Source organism: Nisaea sp. (genome assembly GCF_039990255.1).
Lineage (GTDB): Bacteria > Pseudomonadota > Alphaproteobacteria > Thalassobaculales > Thalassobaculaceae > Nisaea.
On the sequence record NZ_JBDXGG010000004.1, the window covers coordinates 77,741 to 101,326 of the forward strand.

At 57.0% G+C, this 23,586-nt stretch carries 18 protein-coding genes; 8 read left to right on the forward strand and 10 right to left on the reverse strand.

Annotated elements, in window-relative coordinates:
- Nucleotides 1–474 precede the first annotated feature (474 nt).
- The 8 genes from ABJ076_RS00960 to ABJ076_RS00995 all read right to left on the reverse strand — a co-directional run bounded on the left by ABJ076_RS00960 (nt 475) and on the right by ABJ076_RS00995 (nt 11,268).
- A complete protein-coding gene (locus ABJ076_RS00960; RefSeq protein ID WP_348188393.1) occupies nt 475–2,001 on the reverse strand; it encodes a methyltransferase regulatory domain-containing protein in 1,527 nt (508 codons plus the stop codon).
- A 102-nt stretch (nt 2,002–2,103) separates the two neighbouring features.
- Nucleotides 2,104–2,328 carry a hypothetical protein gene (locus tag ABJ076_RS00965; RefSeq protein WP_348188394.1) on the reverse strand — a complete coding sequence of 75 codons (225 nt, stop codon included), beginning with the start codon at nt 2,326–2,328 and terminating at the stop codon, nt 2,104–2,106.
- Between the two features lie 191 nt (nt 2,329–2,519).
- Nucleotides 2,520–5,444 (reverse strand): hypothetical protein, encoded by a 2,925-nt coding sequence (locus tag ABJ076_RS00970; protein WP_348188395.1) that lies wholly within the window; start codon nt 5,442–5,444, stop codon nt 2,520–2,522.
- A 231-nt stretch (nt 5,445–5,675) separates the two neighbouring features.
- Complete coding sequence (locus tag ABJ076_RS00975) at nt 5,676–5,960, reverse strand: hypothetical protein (protein WP_348188397.1); 285 nt, start codon at nt 5,958–5,960, stop codon at nt 5,676–5,678.
- Nucleotides 5,961–6,003: 43 nt separating this feature from the next.
- Nucleotides 6,004–7,362 (reverse strand): HlyD family type I secretion periplasmic adaptor subunit, encoded by a 1,359-nt coding sequence (locus tag ABJ076_RS00980; protein ID WP_348188399.1) that lies wholly within the window; start codon nt 7,360–7,362, stop codon nt 6,004–6,006.
- 42 nt (nt 7,363–7,404) lie between these two features.
- Nucleotides 7,405–9,123: a type I secretion system permease/ATPase gene (locus ABJ076_RS00985; protein WP_348188401.1), complete on the reverse strand. Its 1,719-nt coding sequence runs from the start codon at nt 9,121–9,123 to the stop codon at nt 7,405–7,407.
- A 163-nt stretch (nt 9,124–9,286) separates the two neighbouring features.
- A complete protein-coding gene (locus ABJ076_RS00990; protein WP_348199504.1) occupies nt 9,287–10,510 on the reverse strand; it encodes a hypothetical protein in 1,224 nt (407 codons plus the stop codon).
- A 437-nt stretch (nt 10,511–10,947) separates the two neighbouring features.
- Nucleotides 10,948–11,268, reverse strand: coding sequence for a helix-turn-helix transcriptional regulator (locus tag ABJ076_RS00995; RefSeq protein WP_348188405.1), 321 nt, complete (start codon nt 11,266–11,268; stop codon nt 10,948–10,950).
- Nucleotides 11,269–11,433: 165 nt separating this feature from the next.
- Between ABJ076_RS00995 and ABJ076_RS01000 the strand changes: the two genes are divergently transcribed.
- From ABJ076_RS01000 to ABJ076_RS01015, 4 genes are all read left to right on the forward strand, one after another.
- Nucleotides 11,434–11,859: a hypothetical protein gene (locus tag ABJ076_RS01000; protein WP_348188407.1), complete on the forward strand. Its 426-nt coding sequence runs from the start codon at nt 11,434–11,436 to the stop codon at nt 11,857–11,859.
- Between the two features lie 201 nt (nt 11,860–12,060).
- Nucleotides 12,061–13,371, forward strand: coding sequence for a Zn-dependent hydrolase (locus tag ABJ076_RS01005; RefSeq protein ID WP_348188409.1), 1,311 nt, complete (start codon nt 12,061–12,063; stop codon nt 13,369–13,371).
- Nucleotides 13,368–14,027, forward strand: a complete 660-nt coding sequence (locus ABJ076_RS01010) for a phosphoribosyltransferase family protein (RefSeq protein WP_348188411.1) — start codon at nt 13,368–13,370, stop codon at nt 14,025–14,027. The genes ABJ076_RS01005 and ABJ076_RS01010 overlap by 4 nt, the downstream gene beginning before the upstream one ends.
- Nucleotides 14,028–14,176: 149 nt before the next feature.
- On the forward strand, nt 14,177–15,097 hold the full coding sequence (locus ABJ076_RS01015; protein ID WP_348188413.1) for a pirin family protein: 921 nt from the start codon (nt 14,177–14,179) through the stop codon (nt 15,095–15,097).
- A 116-nt stretch (nt 15,098–15,213) separates the two neighbouring features.
- On the opposite strand, the gene ABJ076_RS01020 is transcribed toward ABJ076_RS01015, so the two are convergent.
- Entirely contained in the window at nt 15,214–16,080 is an 867-nt protein-coding gene (locus tag ABJ076_RS01020) for a phytanoyl-CoA dioxygenase family protein (protein ID WP_348188415.1), read from the reverse strand.
- 54 nt (nt 16,081–16,134) lie between these two features.
- On the opposite strand from ABJ076_RS01020, the gene ABJ076_RS01025 reads away from it, so the two are divergent.
- From ABJ076_RS01025 to ABJ076_RS01040, 4 genes are all read left to right on the forward strand, one after another.
- The gene (locus tag ABJ076_RS01025; RefSeq protein ID WP_348188417.1) at nt 16,135–17,463 is read left to right on the forward strand and encodes a nucleotide sugar dehydrogenase; all 1,329 of its coding nucleotides are present in this window, start codon (nt 16,135–16,137) and stop codon (nt 17,461–17,463) included.
- Between the two features lie 175 nt (nt 17,464–17,638).
- Nucleotides 17,639–19,693, forward strand: a complete 2,055-nt coding sequence (gene goxA / locus ABJ076_RS01030) for a CTQ-dependent glycine oxidase GoxA (RefSeq protein ID WP_348188419.1) — start codon at nt 17,639–17,641, stop codon at nt 19,691–19,693.
- Nucleotides 19,690–20,820, forward strand: a complete 1,131-nt coding sequence (gene goxB, locus ABJ076_RS01035; protein WP_348188421.1) for a glycine oxidase maturase GoxB — start codon at nt 19,690–19,692, stop codon at nt 20,818–20,820. Before goxA ends, goxB begins: the two co-directional genes overlap by 4 nt.
- A gap of 277 nt (nt 20,821–21,097) precedes the next feature.
- A complete protein-coding gene (locus tag ABJ076_RS01040; RefSeq protein ID WP_348188423.1) occupies nt 21,098–22,114 on the forward strand; it encodes an SDR family NAD(P)-dependent oxidoreductase in 1,017 nt (338 codons plus the stop codon).
- Between the two features lie 132 nt (nt 22,115–22,246).
- Here ABJ076_RS01040 and ABJ076_RS01045 read toward each other — a convergent pair whose 3' ends face one another.
- On the reverse strand, nt 22,247–23,260 hold the full coding sequence (locus tag ABJ076_RS01045) for a matrixin family metalloprotease (protein ID WP_348188425.1): 1,014 nt from the start codon (nt 23,258–23,260) through the stop codon (nt 22,247–22,249).
- Nucleotides 23,261–23,586: the final 326 nt, after the last annotated feature.

Sequence of the window (23,586 nt, forward strand, 5' to 3'; positions counted from 1 at the left end):
TTGACCGAGAAACCACTTGTCCGACAGGCAAATGCCAACGCCCCTATTCTGCCTCCCTCTAAAATTGGCAGTCCGTTGAAGATGGCATTATTGGAATATCAAGTTTCTCCATGGCTTATCGTTGCGGCAGAGAGAAGGACGTCAAGATATTCTGATGCAGAATACCACTTGGATATCCTCCATATGCTTCGCTTACATTTATCAAAATTGCCGGTTTCTAAGATGTCTGGCCCGGCGAGATCTAGTTCACGGCCGGAAACTGGCGTGGGCCGTTTCGGAGACGGGCGAACTGCTGCACAAGGCCAAATTCTCCCCTGCCCAGATTCGTGAGGAGAGCAGCGAGCACATCCATGACCTACTGCGCAACGCGCGGATGCCGAGCATGACAGAAAAGTCGTCTTGCGGCGCCGGAGCATCCGACGTGCCCTTAAGCTTGCACACGATCTGAAATTCTGGAGATCGACGAGTGGCCTGTCAGGCGATTCCGAGAGACTTCAGGACAGGTAGCCTATTGGCCTCGAACGAGTCGTGTTGGGCGCGCAGCTCGACCAGATTGGCATCGTCACCTTCGAGGGCCTTCCCTTCCTTCAGGATGCTTTGGCCCTGCACTTTCAGGAGACGCCAAGCATAACCGGGCGCGTCTTTTTCCTTCAGTTCGATAGCGCGGAGGAACAATTGTTCGAATCGGTTAACTTGAACCCCGGCGCCGGTTACAGGCGATGCCAGATGATTGACATCGGTCGAGGCCTCGGCCCGTCGGCATAGTTCGCTATTCAGTAATTTCGTGGCCTTTCGGGAGCTCTGGATAGATGACTTGTCCTGCGTTGGGGCGACAGCGCCTGCCCCTATCAGGACCTGAAGGGCCTGAATGATCTGGTTAAAATCCACCCCCTCACAGAGCGACTGGAGCTGTACGATCGTCTTGGGTGAATTGCCATCGGAGGCGAGAGCGTCGAATATCGGTTTGTAGACCGTCTCCTGGAGGTTTGCCTCTCCGAGAGACCCGGTGACTTTTTCCGGGCGTTCCTCGGTTGAAACCATTAGTGCGAATGCCTGTGCCTGAAGCCGTCGAATACGTTCGAGCGGGGGCAGGGGACGTGCGCCTTTGATGAAGACGTCGCGGCGAAATTGCTGGTTGACGAAATAGTCCCGCACTGTTTGCCGCAAAACCGGGTCTGGAATTTCACCGAGCAGTTTTTGCGCGTCGGCGCTGAGATTGACCGCATCGACATTGTCCAACAGATGCGCTGAGGCGGCAAAAGTCAGCTTCGCGGCTTCGAGCATCGCGGCAGTACGGCTGAACGGCATCGGATGCCAGTCCGCATTAAAATACTCATGGGCGAGATAATTGCGGTTGTGGTCTTTGATCTTCCCCAACCGCTCAGCGACTGCGGGGTTTGCCTTGAAGTAGGTGGCACCGGTATCGACGACCCTTTGTGCGAATTCGAGCGAATTGTTGATTCGGTCGGCGATCGGTCCCTGCCCGGAACGTTCAGCATGCTCCGTCAGGAGATGGCGGAGGGGCATGGCGGGTGACCAGCCGGGAGTGACGTTGTAGCTGATGTAAAACAGCCCGGCTGGCTTGAGGTGGCGCTTTGCGATATCGACAATCAGTGCCCGATTTGCGTCGGATATCCACGACCAGATACCGTGCAGGGCGATGATGTCGAACTTGGGTAGATCCGTGCGCGCAGCCAGCTCTCCGAACGAATCGTCGAGAGCCGTCAGTTCGGCTCCGCTGGCCGCCGCAAGACTTTGCGCATTGGCAGCGTGGGAAGGATTGAAATCGGTTCCGCAGAACCGCCCCCCCGTTGCAGCCGCATGAATGTTGACCGACAAACCCTGGCCAAACCCCAATTCAAGGTAGCTGAGCGCGCCGGGCTTGCATTCAGGAACATCATAACCTGCAGTGAGGGCGGCAAGTTGAAGCCGAGCGGGCGACAATTCGGGATAGTATCCGTGTGTGTAGTCGATGCCAGAAACATATCCCTCAGTCCACATGTCCCTCACCTAAAGTAGTATCGAAAATTAAGTACCTCCCATTTCTTTAAATCGTTCGGTCGCGTCGTGGAAGTCTGTTTCTCCGGATAGAAACAATTAGGATTAGATCTGGAGTTGGCTCCCCGCGTCACCCGGCCGGTCCAGCGCGATCGTGAGCGCTTGTCCATAGGCCGCCAGAGCGGTTTGCGCGATCGCAATTTGCGAATTGAGTCGCTGGATTTCAAGTTCGGTGATTTGAAGATTGTTGAGTTGCTCCTTCGCCTCGTCGGACATCTCGCTCAGCGCGTATTCCTTGCCATTGATGGTAATCTTCTGATCTTCGGTCATAGCCGCTCCTTGCGGTTCTTGGCTTTTCACAGTGTTTTTTTTACACGGGGCATAGAAGTTAAAACTGTCTCAGTATCGTTAGGTCAAGACCAATTCATGAACAAAAAACCCCTGCAGCTTAAGCCACAGGGGTTCCTTGATGCTTAGGTTACACAGCTAGCTATAAAACCAGCAGTGTACTTTTAAGCGATTTAGACGATCGTGATTGCTGTCGCAAGCTGAGCGCTCGACATAGCAAGGTCAATCGTACCAACAAGCGTCAACTCGCCTGCTGCAACTTCATTGGCACTTGCTGCTGTATCGGTCCACTCGTAGATAGCCGTCGAGTTGTCATCCGAGATTGCAATCCATGCCGTTGCATTAGCATCCGTGAATGTAGCAGCTGCATTCAATGCAGTTGCTGCAGCTGACGCACTGTCCGCAGAGCCAGCAGCCTGACCACCAAGTTGATAGAAGACATCAGCAGTGGTCGTCAGAGCACCCGTAACTTCCGTTTCTGCTCCACCCTGGACCCAATTGATGATGTCCGTAAGCGCGAAGCCGGTAATGGTGTCTGCTCCGTTAAGCGCAGCTGTGTTTTCAAACACCGCCGTGTTTACGCCAGAGCTTCCGAAGACAAGGGTATCGTCCCCAGCACCACCAGTGACTGTCGTTGCTTCAGCACCTGCAGATGTAATTTTATCGTTACCTGCGAAGGTCTTCACAACAGAAGTATCACCGGCCGCCGCTGCAGTCACTGTAATCGTGTCAGCACCTGAGCCAGTTTGAATGTTGATCGCACCCTCACCACCACCGGTACCAACAGTCGTTGCTGCAAGAGTGGCTGCTCCCGAGAATGAGGTCATGTCGATTGTGACATTACCAGTCGTCGAGTTTGTCGTCAGATTGACACCGGTTGCTTTGAAGTTGGTGTCAAAAAAGCCACCGGTCGTGATCGACTGGGCTGCAGTTCCTGACGTGCTGACAACAATTTCCTCAACTCCGGTGATCTTGCTGAGGTTGTTATCTACGATCGTAACCGCAGTGTTTGCACCATTGTTGATGGTCAGCTTATCAGTGCCGTCGCCAGCGTTGATGTTGTTGTAGTTTGCTCCAGTATTGATCTGAGCCACGGTACCGGTGATCGTGTCATTGCCCGCACCGAGATTGAAGGTAGCGCCGGCGGCGGTGCCCAGAGTAATCGCGTCGACAACAGCCGAACCAGTCACAGTGGATGCTCCGACCAGGTTACCAGCGATTGTCAGACCAGCAGTCAATGCCGAACCATCAATGGCGACAGCCTTTGTGGTTGCTGCGTTTGTAAAATCGAACGCACCACCAGTCAGATTAATTGCCGTGACAGAATCCGCAGCAAGCGCTGCGATGGTCGAGGTCTTAAGGGCGGTCGTGGTCGCCGTAGTACCATGGTTAGCGACCAGGTTCAGTGTTTCGAACCCGTTAACCGTCAGAGTACCGGTGTCGGTTGCCTCAGTTGCATCAGCAGCACCTGTACCGAGCGTAAGCGTCAAGCTATCGGCGGTACCGGTCGCATCACTCAGCGCCAAAGTGGTGGCAGCGATGTCTACTGTACCAGTCACAGCAGAGGCCTGCGTAGCGGACATCTTCGAAATGTTGTTAGTCGCGCCGGTCAGCTCGATAGCTGTAATGCCTGCAATCAGCGACGCATCGAACGTGCCATTCAGCGACAAGGTTTCGAAGTTGGTGTATTTGCCGCCCAAAGAAGACGTATTGGCATGAGCAACGTTCGTACCAAGCACAAGCTTGTCTGTACCGGCACCACCATCAGCGGTACCCGTCGTGAGAACGGCACCCGTCGTAAGGGTATCGTTACCTTCACCACCTGTGAACTTCGTCGTTGTCGCGGTACCGAGAGTCGTGGTGACTCCGCCAGTGTTAGCTGACGCATCAACAGTAACCGTAGCGTTATTCAACGTGCCCAGATTAACTGCGCCAGTTGTATTCGACACCGTTACAGCCGTCGCAGCGACAGCAGCAATGTTCGTGGTCACGTTTGCCGTACCTGAAACAGTCAGGTTAGCGCCAGTGACGCCAGCAGCAGTAATGGCACCAGTTGTCAAAGCGCTGGTAGCATTAATGGTGAGCGATGTTGACGATGCAGCAGCCGCAATCGTGCCCACAGTGTTTGAGGCACCAGTGGAGTTAATGGTGGTAGCAAGAACACCCGTTCCGGTGAGAGCGGTTGCTGCCGTGCCGACCATGCCGCCGGAAATGTTGAGCGTATGCGCTGTCGCACCCGCCACACTGCCGAAGCTGTATGTACCAGCAGTGGTCACTGTACCATTGCCGATCAGGCCGAAAGCCGTGCCATTAGCAGCATTTGTAGCGGTAATGTTTCCATTCGACCGGTCTGACGCAAAACTTGTCAGGCCGGAAACGTTGGAGAGATCGATGCCTGTGAGAGCGTTGGATGTGGCATTACGAACATTGATTGCTTCAATGTTAGAGATGCTTGCCACCGGGAGACCGGTGTTGGTTGCAAACGCGCCTGAGTAAACGATGTTCAGTGTATCGTTACCAGCACCGCCATCAAGCTGATCGGCCGCGCCCAACGTTGAGGTCGCCCCAACGGTGTTGGCCGCTGTCAGATCCTGCGTCGAGTTGAAAATGTCGTTGGTTGCAGCACCAGTGAAATTGTCCGCACCGGTCGTCAGGGTGAAAGTCGTCCCCGTCGGAGCCGAGACGCCAGCACCAGAACGCGTTTCATTCTGACCAAACGCGATGTAGTGCTCGAGAGCGGAGGTAATCGTGCCTGCAGTCAGGGCAGCCTGCACGTCAGCGTTCGCAGCCAGATAAGCATCGGCAGTGAAGCCTTCAAAGGCAGAGGACGGCGCACGGTTTTCAGTTTCACCAAAGGCCTGGTAATGCGTGAAAACGTTTGCGACCAGGCCGTTTGAAACAGCGGTCAGAACGTCCGGGTTCTTAGATGCGTAGTAGGATGCATCGAAGGTCGAGTTCGGATCGCGCAGCTCGCTCTTACCACCGAAGAGCTGGTAGTGCTGCAGCGCAGACGAAAAATGACCCTGGGAAATGGCAAGAACCACATCCGCGTTGTTCGAGAGATAAAAACTCTCGTCAAATGTTGTAGCGACTGACATGGGAATAACTCCACTTTTTTGGTTTTGACGTCACACCAGACGGCAGGCTGCTACCCCTTCCGCCAGACGGTTAGCGACCGCCCCGAAAACAGACTTCGTAATATCTGCTTTCGGGGCTGCCGCCAATAAATATTCCGGAACTTAACGGACCCCCCGTTCTGATCCCAAGTACAGTAATTACTATACCAGGCATCGCTCCGCAAGAGCGGAAATTCCGGAATGGAAAAATATTTAGTGTTTTCCGGCCATTGCCGATTTCTCTTCAAGCGAATCGATATGATCGGCATGGGCCCGCAAGAAGCCGGCGGCGGGCTTCGCGCCAAGGGTCTCGATCAGAAGGGCCGCATAGGCATTTGCGATCGCGCTGATGACTTCCATCTCAGGAGCTTCGGCCACCGCCTGCGTGATGGCTTTCCGCAATGCAGGCTCCATGATGTCCGCCGTCAGCCGGCTGACGCGTTCCTTGTCTTCGGCCGGCAATGTGGCTGTTTGGCCCGGATTTTCAGAATCGCTCATTTCGTTTTCCTTGAATTATGTCCTTATAGACGCGGGTGGCGCCTTACTCCTCGTTCAGCCCACGCGCATAAGCGTCGAGAATGGGTTTTATCAGGTATTGCAATGCCGTGCGCTCGCCTGCCTGGATCAGCACCTCGGCCGGCATCCCCGCCGAGAGTTTGACAGGCCCCAACTTCTGGAGCTCGTCATCCGGAATTTCGACACGGACACGGAAATATTGTTGCCCGGTATCCCTGGCGGTCAGCGCATCGCCCGATATTGTTTTCAAATTTCCGTAAATAGCTGGCGTGTTGCGCAAATTGAGGGCGGTAAGTCGCACTTCCGCGCTTTGACCAATGCTAACACTGTCGATGTCCGTGGTCGAAACCCGGGCGTCAACGACAAGTCCCTTATCCTGGGGCGCGATTTCCATCAATCCTTGGCCGGGATTCACCACGCCACCGATTGTATGGACCTGCAGGTTCTGGATGATTCCGGACTGTGGCGCGCGGATCTCAATGCGCTGATAGATATCGTTCGCGACAACCACGCGCTCTTTCAGATCCGCAATTTCCGCCTGCACCTCATGCAGTTCGGCAACAACCTCCTCCCGGAAGCGTTGTTTCATATTGATGATCTGGCTTTGCGATTCGCCGGCCCCGCTTTGAGCGCGCGCGATATCCGCATCGTCGCTGCCAACCGCGCCCTTGAGCTGCACCAGCGCGCGCTCCATCGCAAGCACCTGAGAGCGCGGATAGAATCCCTTCCTGTACAGATCGCGAAGACCAACGATTTCGTCTTCGAAAATGTCGATCTGATCGAGTCGCGATTGCCGCTGGATATTCAGGCCGGAAATCTGAGCGTTATACTGCTCTATCCGCTGCTCCAGGATCGTAATGTTCCCGTTGAAGCTCTCCTGGCGCGCGTTAAGCTGATCCTGCTCATCCGCCACCATATTCGAGATCTCCGGAACCGCGGATACGCGCTCCTGAAGCTCCCCGCTCAATGTGATGCTATCGTCGCCTCTCAGTTCGGCCTCCAGCCGCGCAGCACGGATCAGGGCCTGGTCAAGCTGGTATCGGAATCGGGAAGCCGTTGCGCCGGCCTGTATCGGGTTCAAACGAAGAAGCAATTGATCCTTCGTTACGTGCTCGCCTTCCTCGACATAGACGTTTTCAACAATACCGCCTTCGAGATGCTGCACGACCTTCAGCTCTCCCTTGACCGCGAGAACCGCCGGCGCCAGTACGGCGCGCGCCAAAGGTGCAACAGCCGACCAAACGCCGATCCCGCCAAAAATGGCCAAGACGACAATCAGACCGAACGCAACCACTCCGGATATGCTCGAAGAAGGGCGCTTCAGGGACGGCTTTCTCGGCATGATTTCCGGCGCGGATTGGGGCGTCGCTTCCTGAATGGACATTACTGTAATCCTCTGGTCTTCAGAAATTGCGTCTGGCGGCAATTACGAGCGGGTCCCGTCAGCGGTTGCCAATGCCTTTACGGGCGTCGGCGCGCTCAATTCATTCATGATCCGGTCTCTCGGCCCATATTTCACCAGCACTCCGTCCTTCAGAACGGCAATCTTGTCTACGCCTGCCAGCAGCGAAGGGCGATGGCTGATCACAACAACTGTGCAGCCGTCGGCCTTGGCCTGCTGCAACGCAGCTGACAAAGCCTGCTCGCCGTCCGTATCCAGATTGGCGTTCGGCTCGTCAAGGATGAGAATGCGCGGCTCGCCATAAAGGGCACGCGCCAAAGCGACACGCTGGCGTTGACCACCGGAAAGCGCCTGTCCGCCGGCACCGATGCTCGTATCGTAGCCGTCGGGCAACTCGAGAATCATATTGTGCACGCCCGCCTTCTGGGCGGCCGTTACCACGTCGCCCGGATCGAAATCCTGGAAGCGCGCAATATTCTCGGCGACCGTGCCATCGAACAATTCAACATCCTGCGGCATATATCCAAGGTGCGGGCCGAGAACTTCCGGATCCCACTGAGCCAGCTCGGCGCCATCATACCGGATTGATCCCGCCACGACAGGCCAGACGCCCACAAGCGCACGGGCCAGGGAGGATTTACCGGAACCACTCGGCCCGACAAGCCCGACCGATGTTCCCGGTGTCAGATCCAGTGTCAGACCCTTTACGACGGGGACACGCCCGCCCGGCGGCACCACCGTGACAGTCTGAACGGAGATATGTCCTTTCGGGGCAGGCAGTTCCATCGGAGCCGCTGTGTCGGGAATGGCTTCGAACATTGCGCTCAGGCGTTGATAGGCGCTTCGGCTGCTCGAGAAATTTTTCCATTGCCCGACGGCCAGCTCGACGGGCGCCAGAGCACGGCCCATGATAATTGACGCAGCAATCATGACGCCGGGAGAGATCTCGTTCTCGATCGCGAGAAAGGCGCCTGTCCCCAGAATGGAAACCTGCAGCGCCATGCGGACAAACCGCGAAGCCGCCATGATGCCGCCGGCACGGTCACTCGCGCGCGACTGATGCGTCAGTGTGTTGCCGTGGCTCCGGGTCCAGCGGTCCTTGATTGCCGAGATCATCCCCATTGCATGAACGACTTCGGAATTACGCAGGCTCGCCGTCGCGGTATTCGTCGCCTGTATGCTAACCGCGCCGCCCTTCGCCAGAAGCTTCCGGGTCAACAACTCGTTCGCCAATGCCAGGGCAAAAATTATTATCGCTCCACCGAGCGAAATTAAACCAAGCACAGGGTGCAGCAGAAAACCGGCAAAGATGAAAATCGGAACCCAGGGCGCGTCACAAAGCGCAATAATGGCCCCGCCGGAAATGAACTCCCGGACCATGTCCATATCGCGCAGGGCCTGACCGGTTCCCATTGCGGGATTGCGCACCGAGCCCCGGAAAACAGCTCGAAACAGCCGGTCGTTCAGAATTTCATCAAACTTCAGACCCGTCCGAACCAGAATGCGCGAGCGCACACCTTCCAGGATCCCATAAATTGCCAGCAGCCCCAACGCGAGGACTGTCAGCACAATGAGCGTTACCTCGCTTCGGCTTACCAAGACGCGATCGTAGATTTGCAGCATGTGCAACGGCGCGACGAACATCAGCAGATTGATGAAAAAGCTGAATAGGATCGTAACGCCCAGATTAGCCTTGCAGGCTGCTACAGCCTCTTGAAGGGCGGTCGTGTTCTTTTTTTTCATATTCTACTGAGACCGTAATTAGCGTTACGTCATGCCAATTCAAAGACTGTCCGGGCGAAAAACCGGGACAACGATATATCTCGCCCCTCCATAAGCCCTCGACACTCGATAAGCAATGACTCTATCGCTCCGTGGACACGCGCTCCTGGATCAAGAACAGCCATCAAATCAGTTCTGCTGCCGCAGCCCCGCCAAGGACATCTACGAACGTCAATGTCCCCACACCCTCAAAGGAAATCATCATATCGTCCCCATTGATGATCTCACTCTGCGCTGCGGAAATCTGATCCGGGGTCAGGAAGAACCACAAAAGGTCCTTACCGAGCTCAAATCCACTGACAGTGAAGTCTCCGCCGTCATAGAACAGAACATCAATGGAATCGGAAAGAGACACTCCCTCTCTTCCCAGATAATGACCCGCAATTGGAACAGCCGGGGTTTCCTGGACGGTAATCTTCTCTTCCCGATATGAAAAAGGGGTGCCGACCGCCTCCTCGGCATCGTCCGGCTCCGCTATTTCCGAGGCGTTGCGGAGGACAGGCCCAACGACAACTTCCCCCGACAGCATACCGACCGTGAACAGTTCGCCGCGACTATCAGTGGAGATGCCGATATTGGCCAGTTGAAGGCTACCTGAATCCTCTTTCAACAGTGACACCGTCTCTAAAGCTTCACGGGCGACCGCAGAGAGCGACGCAAGGTCGTCATCCTCAGTATCACTGACCTCAACAGTATCTGCACTCTGCTGATTGTCGGCCGCCTCTTGGGGGGCGTCTTGAAGCTTGTCTTGCGCAGAGTCCCCTCTGAGGACAATGAAGTCGGCAAGCTTCTCTTCAAGCTTCCCTGAAGAATCAGCTGTTTGCCCCGCATCAACCGGGCCATCATCAGCGTGAAGCAAAAGAGTAGGCCAATTATTGGCAACTAGAATCGAAGTCTTTTGGTCGACGTTTTCCGCTCCGCTCTCGCCTGTCGTTTCGGCGACAATGGCTCCAGCAGGTTTGTTCCTAATAAAGAACTCGGCCGCAGCATCATCGCCACGGGACCAGTTTTCATCGGCGACAAAGACTGGCTCGAGATCCGGCACCAGCTCATGCCCATCGCCCGTCACTTCAGCTCGATCATCCCAGACATCATTCAGGTTAAGGCGTTCCACCTCTTGAGACATGAGGCTGTAAGCCATCATCACCACGCCGAGCAGTGCCGCGTGACTATATCCAGTGTTGTCTTCACCCGTAGCGTCCATTCGCGCCCCAAGGATTTCGACCTCCGGAGCACCCGAAACACTTTTACCGGAAGCGCTCAAGGCAGGCGTGCTTCCGTCGGAAGGGGCCAGGACTTCAGCAAAAACATCTTCGAGCGATTGCGCCCGCGCTTCGTCGATCGCCATCACAAAAGCGGCCGCGACAAATGCTGTGAGCACTACACTTGGATGCAAGAAGAGCTTTCCGCCCTCCTCTGACCGAGGCACCATAAGCGGATGACGTTCCAGCATCTGATTGATGACGCTGCGGACATCGCGTCCCCGATAGACATCCTGGGTCAGAGAGCTAACGGAAACGAAGAAACCGTCGATCCGCGCAAAATGAGCGACGACGTCATCGGTCTCAGGACGCACGAAGACAAGCCAAGGCTCACCTTCGTCGGTTACTCCCTGATCGATCTCAACACGGAGACCGGCACGCGCCATGATGTCCGAGATCCGGTAGAACTCCGCGATCTCTTGAGTAGACCATCCTTGAGGCTGCTTTTCACGGCTTGGGCCCCAATGAAATTGGAGAATCGACATTCCGACTCCTCTAATGCCCGCTGTCTAACGAACGAGAACTATAGAGCTTCTTCTTCGGAAGCCGGAAAAATCAGTCGGTACATGTATGGATCATAATATTGCATGAGAGTTTTCGCCAAATTACGAGGCTCAAGCTCCAAGGCTTCAGCCCAGTCTTCCAATCGCTCGGCCGGCACACGTCCACGACCACTCTCAATCTGAGAGATAAAAGTATAGTATTCCATATTGACCCGTCGCGCCAACTCGCGCTGAGACAGGCCCAGGTCTTCACGGCGCGCCCGGAGCCAAAGTCCCGCCTCTTTGCGCAATTCTCCGGTAACAGCGGAGCCTCGCGTCTTTGCTGACAATTGAATGGACATCTCAGCCCTTTCTGGCCAGGTCGACCGTGGGTTTATGGGTTAACAATCTACTGTACATCGCCGGCATTGTCTAGTCTGTTGCGCCGCAAAATACGGGGCCGGGAAAGACAGGCAACTGAAGCAGCCCTCAGGCGTCTGGATTGACATGACTCGCCTGCCTGGAAAATGCCGCGCCGCGTCATCGACTGGCAAGACAACGGCCCCCCGCGCACGCAGGCGGGGACCAAGGTCAAATCGGCACTCAGCAGTCACGGGACCATCACATTCGGCCAGTCCGATTTCTTCTTCGATAATTTAGTCGCGGGCCAACAATTCGGCGTCGATGCAGCGGCACCTCGCTTTCAATCAATCAAGAATGCCAAACAGGTGGCTGATTTGCTGCGGTCAGCCCAGAAAGCCGCTCGACCCAAGAACAAATTGTCCCTGCCTGCCCCCCTTCTCCCAATCTGCTATCATCAGCCCATCACTCACTTCAGCGCCGCAGTTCCGCCGTGCTCTGAGTTTTGGAGACCTGTCATGTCGATCCGTGCGGTGAAGCTCGAATCCCATGCTCAGCCGTCCATGGAGAGCTTAGGCGTGCATCTGCATTGAGGTTCGGCTTCGGGGATACGTCCGAGACCGATCCGTTCCCAAAGATGGGCGGTTTCAGCAATGATGATCCGGCGAAATATGCGCGTTGATTTCTATTGAAGCACCGCTCCGATTTGCCTAGGCTTAACCGCTTTCTCGCCTCGAATCGGCGCCATCCGGCGCCGATTTATGTTTTCTAGGCTGTTCGCCAGGAGCCATGACATGCTGAAAGCATCCCCTGAAGAGTCCGGTTTTGTCGGTCCCGGTCTCCGCGCCTTGTCGCGGGAGCTGATGGACACGCTGCGGGAGATGTCCTTCGACGGTGTCGGTATCAGCCGGGAGACCTATGGGGCCAAGGAAACCGAAGCGCTCGAGCTGATCGAGACGACCGCACGCCGCTATGGTCTGGAGACCGCCTGGGATCAGGCGCGGAACCTCCGGATATGGCTGGCGGGCGAGGACACGTCATTACCGGTCATCGCCACAGGCTCTCACATGGACAGCGTCCCGCAAGGCGGAAACTATGACGGGTCGGCGGGCGTGATTGCCGGCCTCGCAGCCCTGATCGCGGCGAAAGAACAGGGCCGGTTCAGCCGGACGCTCGAGCTTTACGCCCTCAGGGGGGAGGAGAGCGCATGGTTCGGCGGTCCCTGCTATTTCGGCTCGCGGGCCATATTCGGTCTCCTGGAGGAAGCGGATCTGGCGAGCAAGCACAGGGACGGGAAGGTCACCCTGGCGCAGCAGATGGCGGCCTGCGGGGTGGACATGGACCTCGTCGAGCGGCGGAAGCCCCTCCGGCGTCCCGAGGAGTTTCACGCCTGGATCGAGCTGCATATCGAGCAGGGGCCGGTCTTGCTCGCCAAGGAGAGTCCGGTCGGCATCGTCACCGGCATTCGCGGGAACATCCGTCATCGCCGCGTGATCTGCCGGGGGCAGCCGGCCCATTCCGGCGCGGTGCCGCGCTGGTTGCGTCACGATGCCGTGCTCGCCATGTCCGAGCTTCTGATGCGTCTGGACGAGCATTGGCGGATACTCCTGGCCTGGGGCGAGGATCTTGTCTTCACGGCCGGTATCGTGGAGACGGACCCGCGCGAGCATGCGGTCTCCCGCGTGCCCGGATATGTCAGCTTCGCGGTGGAATACCGGAGCCAGGATGCCAAAACGCTCGAGAGTTTCAGCCGCATCCTGGAAACCGAATGCCAGAAGATCGGCGGCGAGCGTGGTGTGACCTTCGAGCTCGGGGACGCGGTCTCCTCGCAGCCCGCCCGCATGTCGCGGCCACTGGTCGCCCTTGCCGAGGAACAGGCCAGGGCCGCCGGGATCGACTACGAGATCATGCCGTCCGGGGCCGGGCACGACACGGCCGTCTTCGCAAATAGCGGGGTACCATCGACGATGATCTTCGTCCGTAACGAGCATGGCAGCCACAATCCGGACGAACATATGGAGATGGACGATTTCTATGCGGGGGCTGAAGTGCTCGCGCGGGTCATGATTGCCGCCGCGGGTGCGGAAGAGGATAGCTTCAAATGAGTATTTCGCCTGAACAGACGCCCGCCTGCGAGGCGGCGAAGATCATCCTGGATGGCGGCGCGGTTCATGTCCGTACCGGCGGCGAGCCCTATTTCTTCTCTTCCGGCTGGGCGAGCCCGCTCTTCATCGATCTGAAACGGCTGATCTCGGTGCCGAAGGCAAGAGGCCGGCTGATCGATCTGATGCTGGGTCACATCCGGTCGATCTATGGTGACGACGGGTTTGACCAGATCGCCGGATGCGAGCTTGCCGGCGTGCCCTTCGCGACCATCGCCGCCCACAGACTGGGCCTGCCGCTGGTGATCGCGCTGAAACAGGCGCGCGGCTTCGATCGTCTGTCTCAGTGCGAAGGCACGTTCGAGCCCGGAACACGGACGCTGCTCCTGGATGACCTGACGACAGACGGAAAAACAAAGGCGAATTTCAAGGATGCGCTGGAGCGTGCCCAGGCGGATGTCGTCGGTATCTTCGTGCTGTTCAATTACGGCATTTTCCCGGCCGTGCCGGAGGTGGGATCACTGACCTGTCTGACCGATCTCATCGCGGTTGCCGAGGCGGAAGGAAGCCTCGGAGAGGAAGCGCTTGCCCAAATCAAGACCTTTGCCGAGGATGCCGCGCACTGGTCCCGTTTCCATGGCGGCATAGGACGGACTTGAGCCAGAGGTCTGTCTCTCGGCGGTATGACGATGAAGGGGAACAGATTGTCCGTGTCTGCGAACAATCCACCTCTCCCAATCTGCTATCATCAGTCCATCTCTCATGAGGCACAGCAGTTCCGCCGCGCCCTGAGTTTTGGAGAAATCCCATGTCGATCCGTGCCGTGAAGTCCGAGTCCCATGCCCAGCCGACCATGGAGGGCGCAGGGGTGCATCTGCATCGGGTGTTCGGGTTCGGGGATACGTCCGAGACCGATCCGTTTCTGATGATGGACGACTTCCGAAATGACGACCCATCGAAATATGCGGCCGGATTCCCCTGGCATCCGCACCGTGGCATCGAAACCATCACCTATGTTTTGGCGGGTGAGGTCGAGCACGGAGATTCTCTCGGTAATCACGGGGTGCTCGGCGCAGGCTCGGTGCAGTGGATGACGGCGGGATCGGGGATCATGCATCAGGAGATGCCGCGCGGGAATGCTGCAGGCCAGATGCACGGCTTTCAGCTCTGGGCCAATTTGCCGTCCGCGCACAAGATGACCACGCCTCGCTATCAGGATATTTCCGGTAGTGATGTTCCGGAGATTACGGATGATGACGGCACGAAGGTGAAGATCATCACCGGGAATTTCTGGGGCCAGCGCGGCCCGGTCGACGGTATCGCCGCAGATCCGCTCTATCTTGATATCTCGGTGCCGCCAAACACGACCAAGCGGCTGCCGGTCGACACCCATGCGAACGCCTTCGCCTATATCTTTGCCGGCGCCGGACGGTTCCGGGACGCGTCGAACCCGGTGGGTGTGCTGGTAGAGAAGGAGTTCGCCGGAGAGGAAATGACTGTTCGCGACATGTCCGGCAACCGCACACTTGTGAAGTTTGACAGCGGCGACGAGATCAGCGTCACGGCAGGGCCGGAGGGCATCCGCTTCCTGCTCGTCGCGGGCAAGCCGATCAGGGAGCCGGTCGCCTGGCACGGCCCGATCGTGATGAACACGAAAGAAGAGCTGCGGCAGGCGATTCATGACCTGAACAGCGGCACCTTCATCCGTGAAGGCGCGACGGGTATTTGATCTTAACAGTCGTCACCCCGGCCGGAGAGCCGGGACCTCTTGGATCGAAGCGGCCGCCCAATCGTCGGGAGATCCCGGATCAGGTCCGGGATGACGGTTTGAGGCGGAGCCACTCCCTACTTCTTATGCTGCGCCTGCTGGTCAAAGAAGGACGCAGTGGACGGCAGTTGCGGCAGCGTAATTTCGTAGGGAATCGCACGGACACGTCCCGTCCGGATGCCACGCACGATGGTGCCCTCGAACTTGTTCGGCATCGGGCTGGGTGAGACCGGAACTGAATCTTCCGCAGAATAGACCGAGATGAACAGCGTGCGCGGGCTTGCCGAGCGGTTCGGGGCGGAGCCGTGCAGCAGGCGGGTGTGCATCAGGCAGACCGAGCCTGCGGGGCCAATGCTGCGGACGGCCTTTTCCTGGCATTCCGCCGCGATATCATCGTCGATTGCGCCGGTAAAAACGCCATCATGCCAGAGCCCGTGTATCTCGCCCTTGTGCGAGCCGGGCAGGACTTCCAGCGGGCCGTTCTCTTCCGTCACCTCGTCCACCATCAGCAGGGCCGTGATCACGTCATCATTGGTGTGCGGGGTGAAGGGGAAATCCTGGTGCCATTTCACCTGGGTGGCGCCACCGGGAAGCTTCGAGTTGATCTTCGAGTGATGGAACTTCAGATTCGGGCCGATCAGGTCGGCGACACAGTCAGTCATGTGGCTGGAGGCCATCGCCTCGTAATAGGCCTCGGAGACCTCGACCGGCGCATTGACCCGGCGCAGGCCCGGCTTTTCCGCAGTGTGGCCCGGCTCGACGTCAAAGCGCGGCTTGGCATTGATGGTCTCACCATAGGGGGAGGCATGCCCCCTGCTCTCTTCAACCCAACCGCTGAAGGTATCGCGCAGCCGGCCCAGAAGGTCTGGCGATACCGCGTTCTCGATCGTCAGATAGCCGTCTCGCCAGAAAGCATCTTTTTGCGCGTCGCTGAGACCGGCCATCGCATCATCTCCCGTGCTTGCGTGTGAACCGTCTTCAGGCTACGGACTGAGCCCATGATGGTGCAAGCATTCCTCGACAAAATTTCTGACAAGAGCGCCCGCATTGGCGTGATCGGGCTCGGCTATGTCGGCCTGCCCCTGGCACTCGCCTGCTTGCGCGCCGGGTTCCGGGTGACCGGTTACGATATTGATGCCGCGAAGATAAAAGCGCTGACGGCGGAGCAATCCTACCTGCCGCATATTCCTGTGGATGGGCTTGGCGCGAAGATCGCGGCAGGGGATTTCCTGCCGACGGACCGGATCGCGGATCTCGGCGACGCGGACGCGGTGCTGATCTGCGTGCCAACACCGCTGACGCCGGAGCGCGACCCCGATCTGCGCTATGTCCGCGACACGGCTGCTTCACTGGCGCCGATATTGAAGCCGGGCGCACTGGTGGTGCTTGAATCGACAACATATCCAGGCACTACGGACGAAGTGCTACGGCCGATCTTGGAAGAGACGGGCCGCTCGGTCGGCGAGGATCTGTTCCTTGCTTTCGCGCCAGAGCGTGAAGACCCTGGCAACGCGGATTATTCGATAGGCCGTATTCCGAAGGTGGTCGGCGGCGTTGACGTGGCCTCCGGGAAACTCGCCGTCGCGCTCTACAGTGCCGTGCTGGAAAAGGCCGTGCCGGTCTCTTCGGCGGCGACGGCGGAGGCGGTGAAGATCACCGAGAACGTGTTCCGGGCGGTGAATATCGCGCTGGTGAATGAGCTGAAGGTTATCTACGGAGCCATGGACATCGATGTCTGGGAAGTCATCGAGGCGGCATCGACCAAGCCGTTCGGTTACATGCCCTTCTATCCCGGTCCAGGCCTTGGCGGTCACTGCATCCCGATCGATCCGTTCTATCTTGCCTGGAAAGCCCGCGCCGTAGGCCAGTCGACCCGCTTTATCGAGCTTGCGGGCGAGATCAACCGGGCCATGCCGGATTATGTCATCGACCGGCTGCGTGAAGCCGTCGACCAGCAAACCGGCAAGGGCCTGAATGGCGCAAACATTCTGCTGATCGGTATGGCCTATAAGAAGAACGTTGCCGACCAACGCGAAAGCCCGGCGCTGACGATCCTGGAAAAGCTCCGGGCGGCAGGAGCCAAGGCCGGCTTCCACGATCCCTGGATTCCGGAAATCCTGCCGTCACGGGAGTTTGGCGTTTTGGCTGGCGGCAGAAGCGAGAACTTAACGGCAAAGCGGATCGCGGTGGCGGACGCCGTGCTGATCGTTACCGATCATGACGATGTGGATTATGGCCTGCTGGCGGAGCATGCCCGGCTCATCGTCGACACCCGCAATGCCATGCGGGCAAGAGGCCTTGAGGGACAGCATATTGTTGCGGCCTGACGGATAGCTCTGCTGACAACACATCTCTTGTGAATAGCCTAACCGGATTTCGCCATGGGTCGCGTAAAAGGACCATTCGAGATTCTATTTTTACAAGAAATAATAAATTTATATTCTATCAATATGCACGTAATGATGGCACTCTTTGCCCAGTCACTCAGACCGGGAGGGCATCATGGGACAGAAGACCGAAAACAAGAAATTGCACAGCAAAATAGTGCGCCGGAGGGATTTTCTCGCAGGCGCGGCCGTGGGGGTTCTTGGCGCAAATCTGGTGTGGCAGCCGAAGGCCGCTGTGGCGGCTGGCAACGCAAAACCAGCGCCGTCCGGGGCCGAGATTGCCAAGGTCCGGATCTACCCAGCCATTGGCATTTGCCGAGTTGGCGGCAGCGATGAGTGGTTCTATGCGCCTGAAGTGCCAGGCCTGCCACCGAAACCAAATGGCGGCTTCAAGGATGATGACGGTAAGATCAAAAAGCAGGTCCAGCGGTTCCGGGTTTACGCCTTTGACGCGCTGGATCGGGTGATCGGCGAAGTCACGGACGCTGAGGCGACGATCTCCTGGTCTGCCCATCTGGTGAATGCGAAAGCAGCCTGGTACGGCTTCAATAACCCGCTGGACAATGGCGATCTTGCTCCGGGGCTGCCAGGGCAAAAACGGAACCAGTATTTTACAGACAATGCAGAGCGCCAGCGGATGCTGGTGATTGATGGCGGGGAGAAGGATATCTCCGGGCCAAACGTGAATCCGGACGGAACCGACCCCGCCTATGCCTTCGAGGGCGAATTCTGGGGGGAAGAGAGAGTCGGCCTTGGCAAGGTCCGAACCGACGACGAGGGCAGACTGCTGGTTGTGCCGCCTTCCGGTGTCTCGAACTCTCCGACCAAGGCGGCGATCACCAGTTTTGCGGACAATGACGGTTGGCACGACGACTGGTGCGATGGGCCGGTGACAGCAACGGTGCAGCTTGCCAACGGTGTTACCTTCAAAGCCGACCCGGCCTGGGTCGCGTGTGTGGGCCCCAATTTCGCGCCTGACATTCCGCCGATCTCCACCATGTATGACGTGGTCAGCAACCTTAATGTCGAAGAGGGTTGGGTGGAGCCGCCCGAGGCGCCGATCTCGTTCCTGAAATATATCTACCCGACCTTCCGGCGCGCGGCGCTGATGGTTTGGCTGACCGATGCGGCGAATCTGCGGCAGGGCTGGCTGGATAGTGGTGACTTCTCCGACCCGGCCTTTATCGAGAAGCTGGCGGACCCGAGCGATAGCAACAAGGCGTTCCGGCTCGCCGTCTTCGAGAAGTTCCGCAATCCTTACAACACCGGGCCGGATGCCTTCAAGGAAGAGCGCCTGAAGATTCCCTACATGATGGGGGACGGGGTGAACTATTCCGGCAGTCCGCTGCAATGGTTCCAGTTCCCGAAACAGCAATACGAGCATCTGCGGATGTGGGCGGAAGGGCAGTTCTTCGACGACTGGAAGGATTCCGAGGTGGACGCAATCGAGCGGCTGGAGGACCTGCCCGTCGAGTTACAGCCCCATGCGCTGACGGAAGCCGCGCTGGAGCCCTGTTCTGGCGGTGCGTTCCATCCGGGAGTGGAGCTGACCTACTATCTCCGTCTGGCGCCGATGTATCAGCGGAATACAGACGAGAATGCAGAGCCGTTTCGGCTAGCCCATGGCGACCGGCCAAGCTTGATCCAGGATCTTGGTTTCCTGTTGACGCCGGAGATTGCCTTCAACGGTTACGGCGACACGCCGCCACCGATCGGCCCGCAAATGGCGGGCGATCTGACCCGGTGGATGGGGCTGCCGTGGCAGTGCGATGCTTTCTCGTGTCAGCAGGTGCTGATGCAGGAGAATTATCCGACCGCGGTATGGTGGCCTGCCCTGTTGCCGATCGATGTGCTGCCGGAGACTTATTACAAGGAACTGATGGACGTGACGCTCCCGGCAAGCGAGCGCCGAAAGTTCTTCGATAACCGCGTGGCTTGGTCTCGTGCGGTGGCCGGGATCGGATACCATGCCAATGGCAGTTACTGGGACGGCATCACCAACATGATCACCCTTTGGGAGCGGATGGGCTTTGTCGTGAAACTCCCCGGTCCGAAAGATGACAAGGCACCGGCAGGTGTACCGAAAGATGTCTATGTCGAGGTCGGGCGTGCGGACACGATGGAGTTCCGCTTTGACTGGAAACCGAAGGACGGCATGTTGCCTAAATGACGTCTGCGGCTTTTTCGACAGCGGAGATCGCGGTTGTTGGTGGCGGTATCGCTTCGACTGCCGCCGTCCTCCGTCTTCTCCGGACTGGTCACTCTCCTCTCTGGATCGCGCCAGCACAGAAAGAGGGTAATTTGCCGGGGGAGCATCTGTCCCCGGCAGCAAGACCCATGCTGGAAGAGATTGATGCGGCAGGACTACTTGGCGCCGCATATCATCGTCCGGAGCAATCCGTGTTTTCTGCCTGGGGCAGCGACCAATTGGCGGAACGCAGCGGGATCGTTCATCTCGAAGGGCCGGGCACGGTTCTTGAGCGCGCCGCGTTCGAACGCGATCTGAGAGCCTTGGCCGTTGCCTCTGGCGCGGCACCCGTCGAGGCCCGGCTGACAGGACTTGACCGGAATGGTGATGGCTGGGTTCTTGAGGTAGATGACGGTGACCGGTTGGGCCGCTGCGGAGCCCGGTTCGTTCTGGATGGCTCGGGCCGGGCCGCTGTGGTAGCCGGAATAGAGGCGCCGGATCATGCCGCCCGTTTCCGTGCGGATAAGCTTGTCGCGCTCTGTGCCGTTCTTTCGCAGGAGAAAAATGCCGGGGTGGAGCCCACCCGGGCGACCCTGCTTGAGACAGTGCCGGAAGGCTGGTGGTACGCAACCCTCTTGGCGGATGGCCGGCTGGTTCTGAATTTCTATACGGACCCCGATTTACTGCCTCTTGAAGTGACACGACATGCCGATGTTTTCCGGGCGATGCTGGAACGCACAAACTATGTCGGGCGATGGTTGCGTGACGCCGAATTCAACCTTGATGCCCCACCGGAGCTGGCGAGCGCCGGTACAACCTGGCTGGCCCCTGCGACTGGCGAAGGCTGGGCCGCTATCGGAGATGCCGCGGCGGCCTTTGATCCATTGTCCTCACACGGCATGACAACAGCGCTCTGGACCGGAATCAAGGGCGCTGATGCGGCGGTGGCCCGGCTTGGCGGCGATGCAGAACCGCTTACAGAATACGCCGAGAAGGTTGGTCAAGGCGTACAGGAATTCTTGCAAAGCAGAGCGGCGCTCTATGCCGAGGAGCGGAGGTTCATTACATCTCCATTCTGGGAGCGCCGCACCGGCAATTGCGAAGCTTAAAACTGATTCCGCTAGCCCATTACCCTTGTGATTACTGAGCGAAAACCAAATTCCAGCTCTCACTGCAACGCTTTTTCAGCGTTGCCTGCGCATCACCCCGCTATAGAAACAGAACACTATTTAAAAGGTACCGATCCCAGATCGGATTCAAGAACCCACTGGACCAAATTGTCATAAAAAATCGATCTATGGGCATCCTGTCCGGAATGCTCTGACTTGTGCTATGCAACGGGTTAGTTTGAGGGCGGCGTCGGTGTTCAACGGAGACTAGAAGTCAATGCGAAAAAACAGCGTGCTTGGGATCGCGGTAGTCACTGGCGGCGCCGGTTTCATTGGCAGCCACATGGTCGATCTCCTGCTGGAGCAGGGGTTCAATGTGCATGTGGTCGATAATTTTACCGGCGGGCATCGCTCGAATTTACAGCATCACGCGAACACCCCCGAACTCAAGGTATTCGAAGCGGACATCCGGGACATCGAGTCCATAAAGCCAGCCTTTGAGGGCGCACGGTTTGTATATCATTTCGCTGGCATAGGGGACGTCGTGCCATCAATCGAACGGCCGATTGATTATATGGAGACGAACGTGCAGGGCACGGTTCATGTCCTCGAATGCGCGAGAGCTGCAAACGTCGAAAAATTGGTTTATGCAGCCTCGTCATCCTGCTACGGGCTGGCGGCAACGCCAACGGTAGAATCTCACCCGGCACAACCTGAATATCCATATGCCTTAAGTAAGTTCCAGGGTGAACAGGCGGTGATGCACTGGCATCAGGTTTACGGTCTGCCAGCAAATTCGGTCAGGATATTCAACGCCTACGGGACCCGAGTCCGGACCACTGGTGCATATGGAGCTGTTTTCGGGGTCTTTCTTCGCCAAAAACTCGCGGGCAAACCCTTCACTGTTGTTGGCGATGGTACACAAAGGCGCGATTTCATATATGCATCCGATCTGGCGCGGGCATTTCATGCGGCGGCTCTGACCGAGGCAAATGGGGAGATCTACAATGCGGGCGGCGGCAACCCACAATCGATCAACCGACTTGTCGAACTGATCGGAGGCGAGGTGGTCTATGTCCCGAAACGTCCTGGAGAGCCAGACGATACCTGGGCCGACATCTCCAAGATTCAAAAAGATCTTGGGTGGGCACCGCAGGTGTCCTTTGAGGATGGCGTGGCCCGCATGCTGGCCGACATCGAGCATTGGAAGGACGCCCCGCTCTGGGATCCGAGTTCGATTGCGGATGCGACAAAGTCATGGTTCGCCTATCTGGGAGATGGCGCGAAAGCCTAGAGAGCGGAAGCCGAGCGGCAGTTCATGCCAAGAGCGCTAATCACCTTCAAACTCGTCCAGCTCACGAATCGTTGAGCATAATCCCCACACCATTGAGAATGAACCACACCCGCTGGCTGTGATTTCAGATTATTAGGCGATGTCCGTATTCAGATAGGCATAAAAACCGACACCTTCGAAACGAAAACCTTCAAAGTTCATAACAGCGGCTTGTTCATTACTATCAGCGGTAAAGAAATGCCCACCTGTGTTTATATTGAAAAACCTGTAGACAGGTTCCGTTGACGCCGTGTCTTCGTTAAAAGCACGAAACCCGACACCTTCAAAATTAAACTCGTCCATCAACTCAACTTGTGACTTCTCTTCCTCGCTTGCTGTGAAAAAATGACTGCCGAGATTTTTGTTGAAAAATCGATAAATTGGGATCGATAGCTCAACATCTGTCGCGGTTTGAGAAAGAGCCTCAAACCCGATCCCCTCCGACTGAAAAACAGAACTCGCCACAACACTGTCTTTTTCCGATGTTTCAGCAGTAAAGAAATGCCCTCCAACGGAGCTGTTCAAAAATCTAAAAACATCTATTTTTTCGATATTTGACGACCCATAAATTGCTTCAGCTGCTGCAATATCATCAGCTTGAAGACCGGATATATCGCGATTGTAAAATTCACTCATCAAAGCGCTGGTGTCGGTCGAATGGTCAATGCCTATCGCATGGCCGATTTCATGTGTAGCCACATATACAAAATCGGTTTGCGAAGGCGGTGAACTCCCCCCCGTAAACCAGTTTTCATCTCGGTCGAACCTAATGATCACGTTATCAAGCGGGCCGCTTGAAGGAACTATCGCCGCGCCAAGCGTACCGCCTTCTCCATCAATATTTGCCCACCCTATTCGAATGTCTACATTGGATGAATCCGAAACCAGTTTAAACTGAACGTTCGCGACATCTTCCCATGCTGCAAACGCTGAGGTGATGTCTGTTTGAAAGGCATCTTCGGTTATGAAGGAATCGAAATCGGCAAACTGATTGCCAAAATTCGCATTTGCATAACTATAGGTAACTGTCCCACCTGTCGTTTGCGCGACCTGACTAACGCCCCATTTCTGGCCAAAGATTTTGAATTCTTCTGTAGAGTGGCTCAAAATTCTAAATCCATTTAAGTGAATGGGTTATGTCGCATTGGCCAAAATTTATTCGAAAAGAGTAAATAGCGAATAAATGTAAGAGTCTTCAAAAGGCCTCACATTCCCACCGATCTTTACTGTCCTCTACAGGGATTACTCGCATGAATGGCCCCTCCCCCTATTCGGCGAAACTCGTTCAGACGAACAGTCATTTCACGAATATCGATTTCAAACCGCCAATCCGTTCGAAATTACTGCTGCGGGTGCAATTCTTGACCGTCAGAGCCAGCCACCCTTAACCGGTCGCCGATTAGCTCACGGGGGCGATGCGCGCGAAAGCGGAA

Bases quoted from the DNA above. Each gene is read 5' to 3' on its own strand.
- ABJ076_RS01005 (WP_348188409.1), top strand. From the start codon at position 12,061: ATGCTGAAAGCATCCCCTGAAGAGTCCGGTTTTGTCGGTCCCGGTCTC.
- ABJ076_RS00995 (WP_348188405.1), bottom strand. From the start codon at position 11,268: ATGTCCATTCAATTGTCAGCAAAGACGCGAGGCTCCGCTGTTACCGGA.
- ABJ076_RS01025 (WP_348188417.1), top strand. From the start codon at position 16,135: ATGATGGTGCAAGCATTCCTCGACAAAATTTCTGACAAGAGCGCCCGC.
- ABJ076_RS01020 (WP_348188415.1), bottom strand. From the start codon at position 16,080: ATGGCCGGTCTCAGCGACGCGCAAAAAGATGCTTTCTGGCGAGACGGC.
- ABJ076_RS00965 (WP_348188394.1), bottom strand. From the start codon at position 2,328: ATGACCGAAGATCAGAAGATTACCATCAATGGCAAGGAATACGCGCTG.
- ABJ076_RS00970 (WP_348188395.1), bottom strand. From the start codon at position 5,444: ATGTCAGTCGCTACAACATTTGACGAGAGTTTTTATCTCTCGAACAAC.
- ABJ076_RS00975 (WP_348188397.1), bottom strand. From the start codon at position 5,960: ATGAGCGATTCTGAAAATCCGGGCCAAACAGCCACATTGCCGGCCGAA.
- ABJ076_RS01015 (WP_348188413.1), top strand. From the start codon at position 14,177: ATGTCGATCCGTGCCGTGAAGTCCGAGTCCCATGCCCAGCCGACCATG.
- ABJ076_RS00980 (WP_348188399.1), bottom strand. From the start codon at position 7,362: ATGTCCATTCAGGAAGCGACGCCCCAATCCGCGCCGGAAATCATGCCG.
- ABJ076_RS01000 (WP_348188407.1), top strand. From the start codon at position 11,434: ATGCCGCGCCGCGTCATCGACTGGCAAGACAACGGCCCCCCGCGCACG.
- goxB (WP_348188421.1), top strand. From the start codon at position 19,690: ATGACGTCTGCGGCTTTTTCGACAGCGGAGATCGCGGTTGTTGGTGGC.
- ABJ076_RS01010 (WP_348188411.1), top strand. From the start codon at position 13,368: ATGAGTATTTCGCCTGAACAGACGCCCGCCTGCGAGGCGGCGAAGATC.
- ABJ076_RS00990 (WP_348199504.1), bottom strand. From the start codon at position 10,510: ATGGCGATCGACGAAGCGCGGGCGCAATCGCTCGAAGATGTTTTTGCT.
- ABJ076_RS01040 (WP_348188423.1), top strand. From the start codon at position 21,098: ATGCGAAAAAACAGCGTGCTTGGGATCGCGGTAGTCACTGGCGGCGCC.
- ABJ076_RS00960 (WP_348188393.1), bottom strand. From the start codon at position 2,001: ATGTGGACTGAGGGATATGTTTCTGGCATCGACTACACACACGGATAC.
- ABJ076_RS00985 (WP_348188401.1), bottom strand. From the start codon at position 9,123: ATGAAAAAAAAGAACACGACCGCCCTTCAAGAGGCTGTAGCAGCCTGC.
- goxA (WP_348188419.1), top strand. From the start codon at position 17,639: ATGGGACAGAAGACCGAAAACAAGAAATTGCACAGCAAAATAGTGCGC.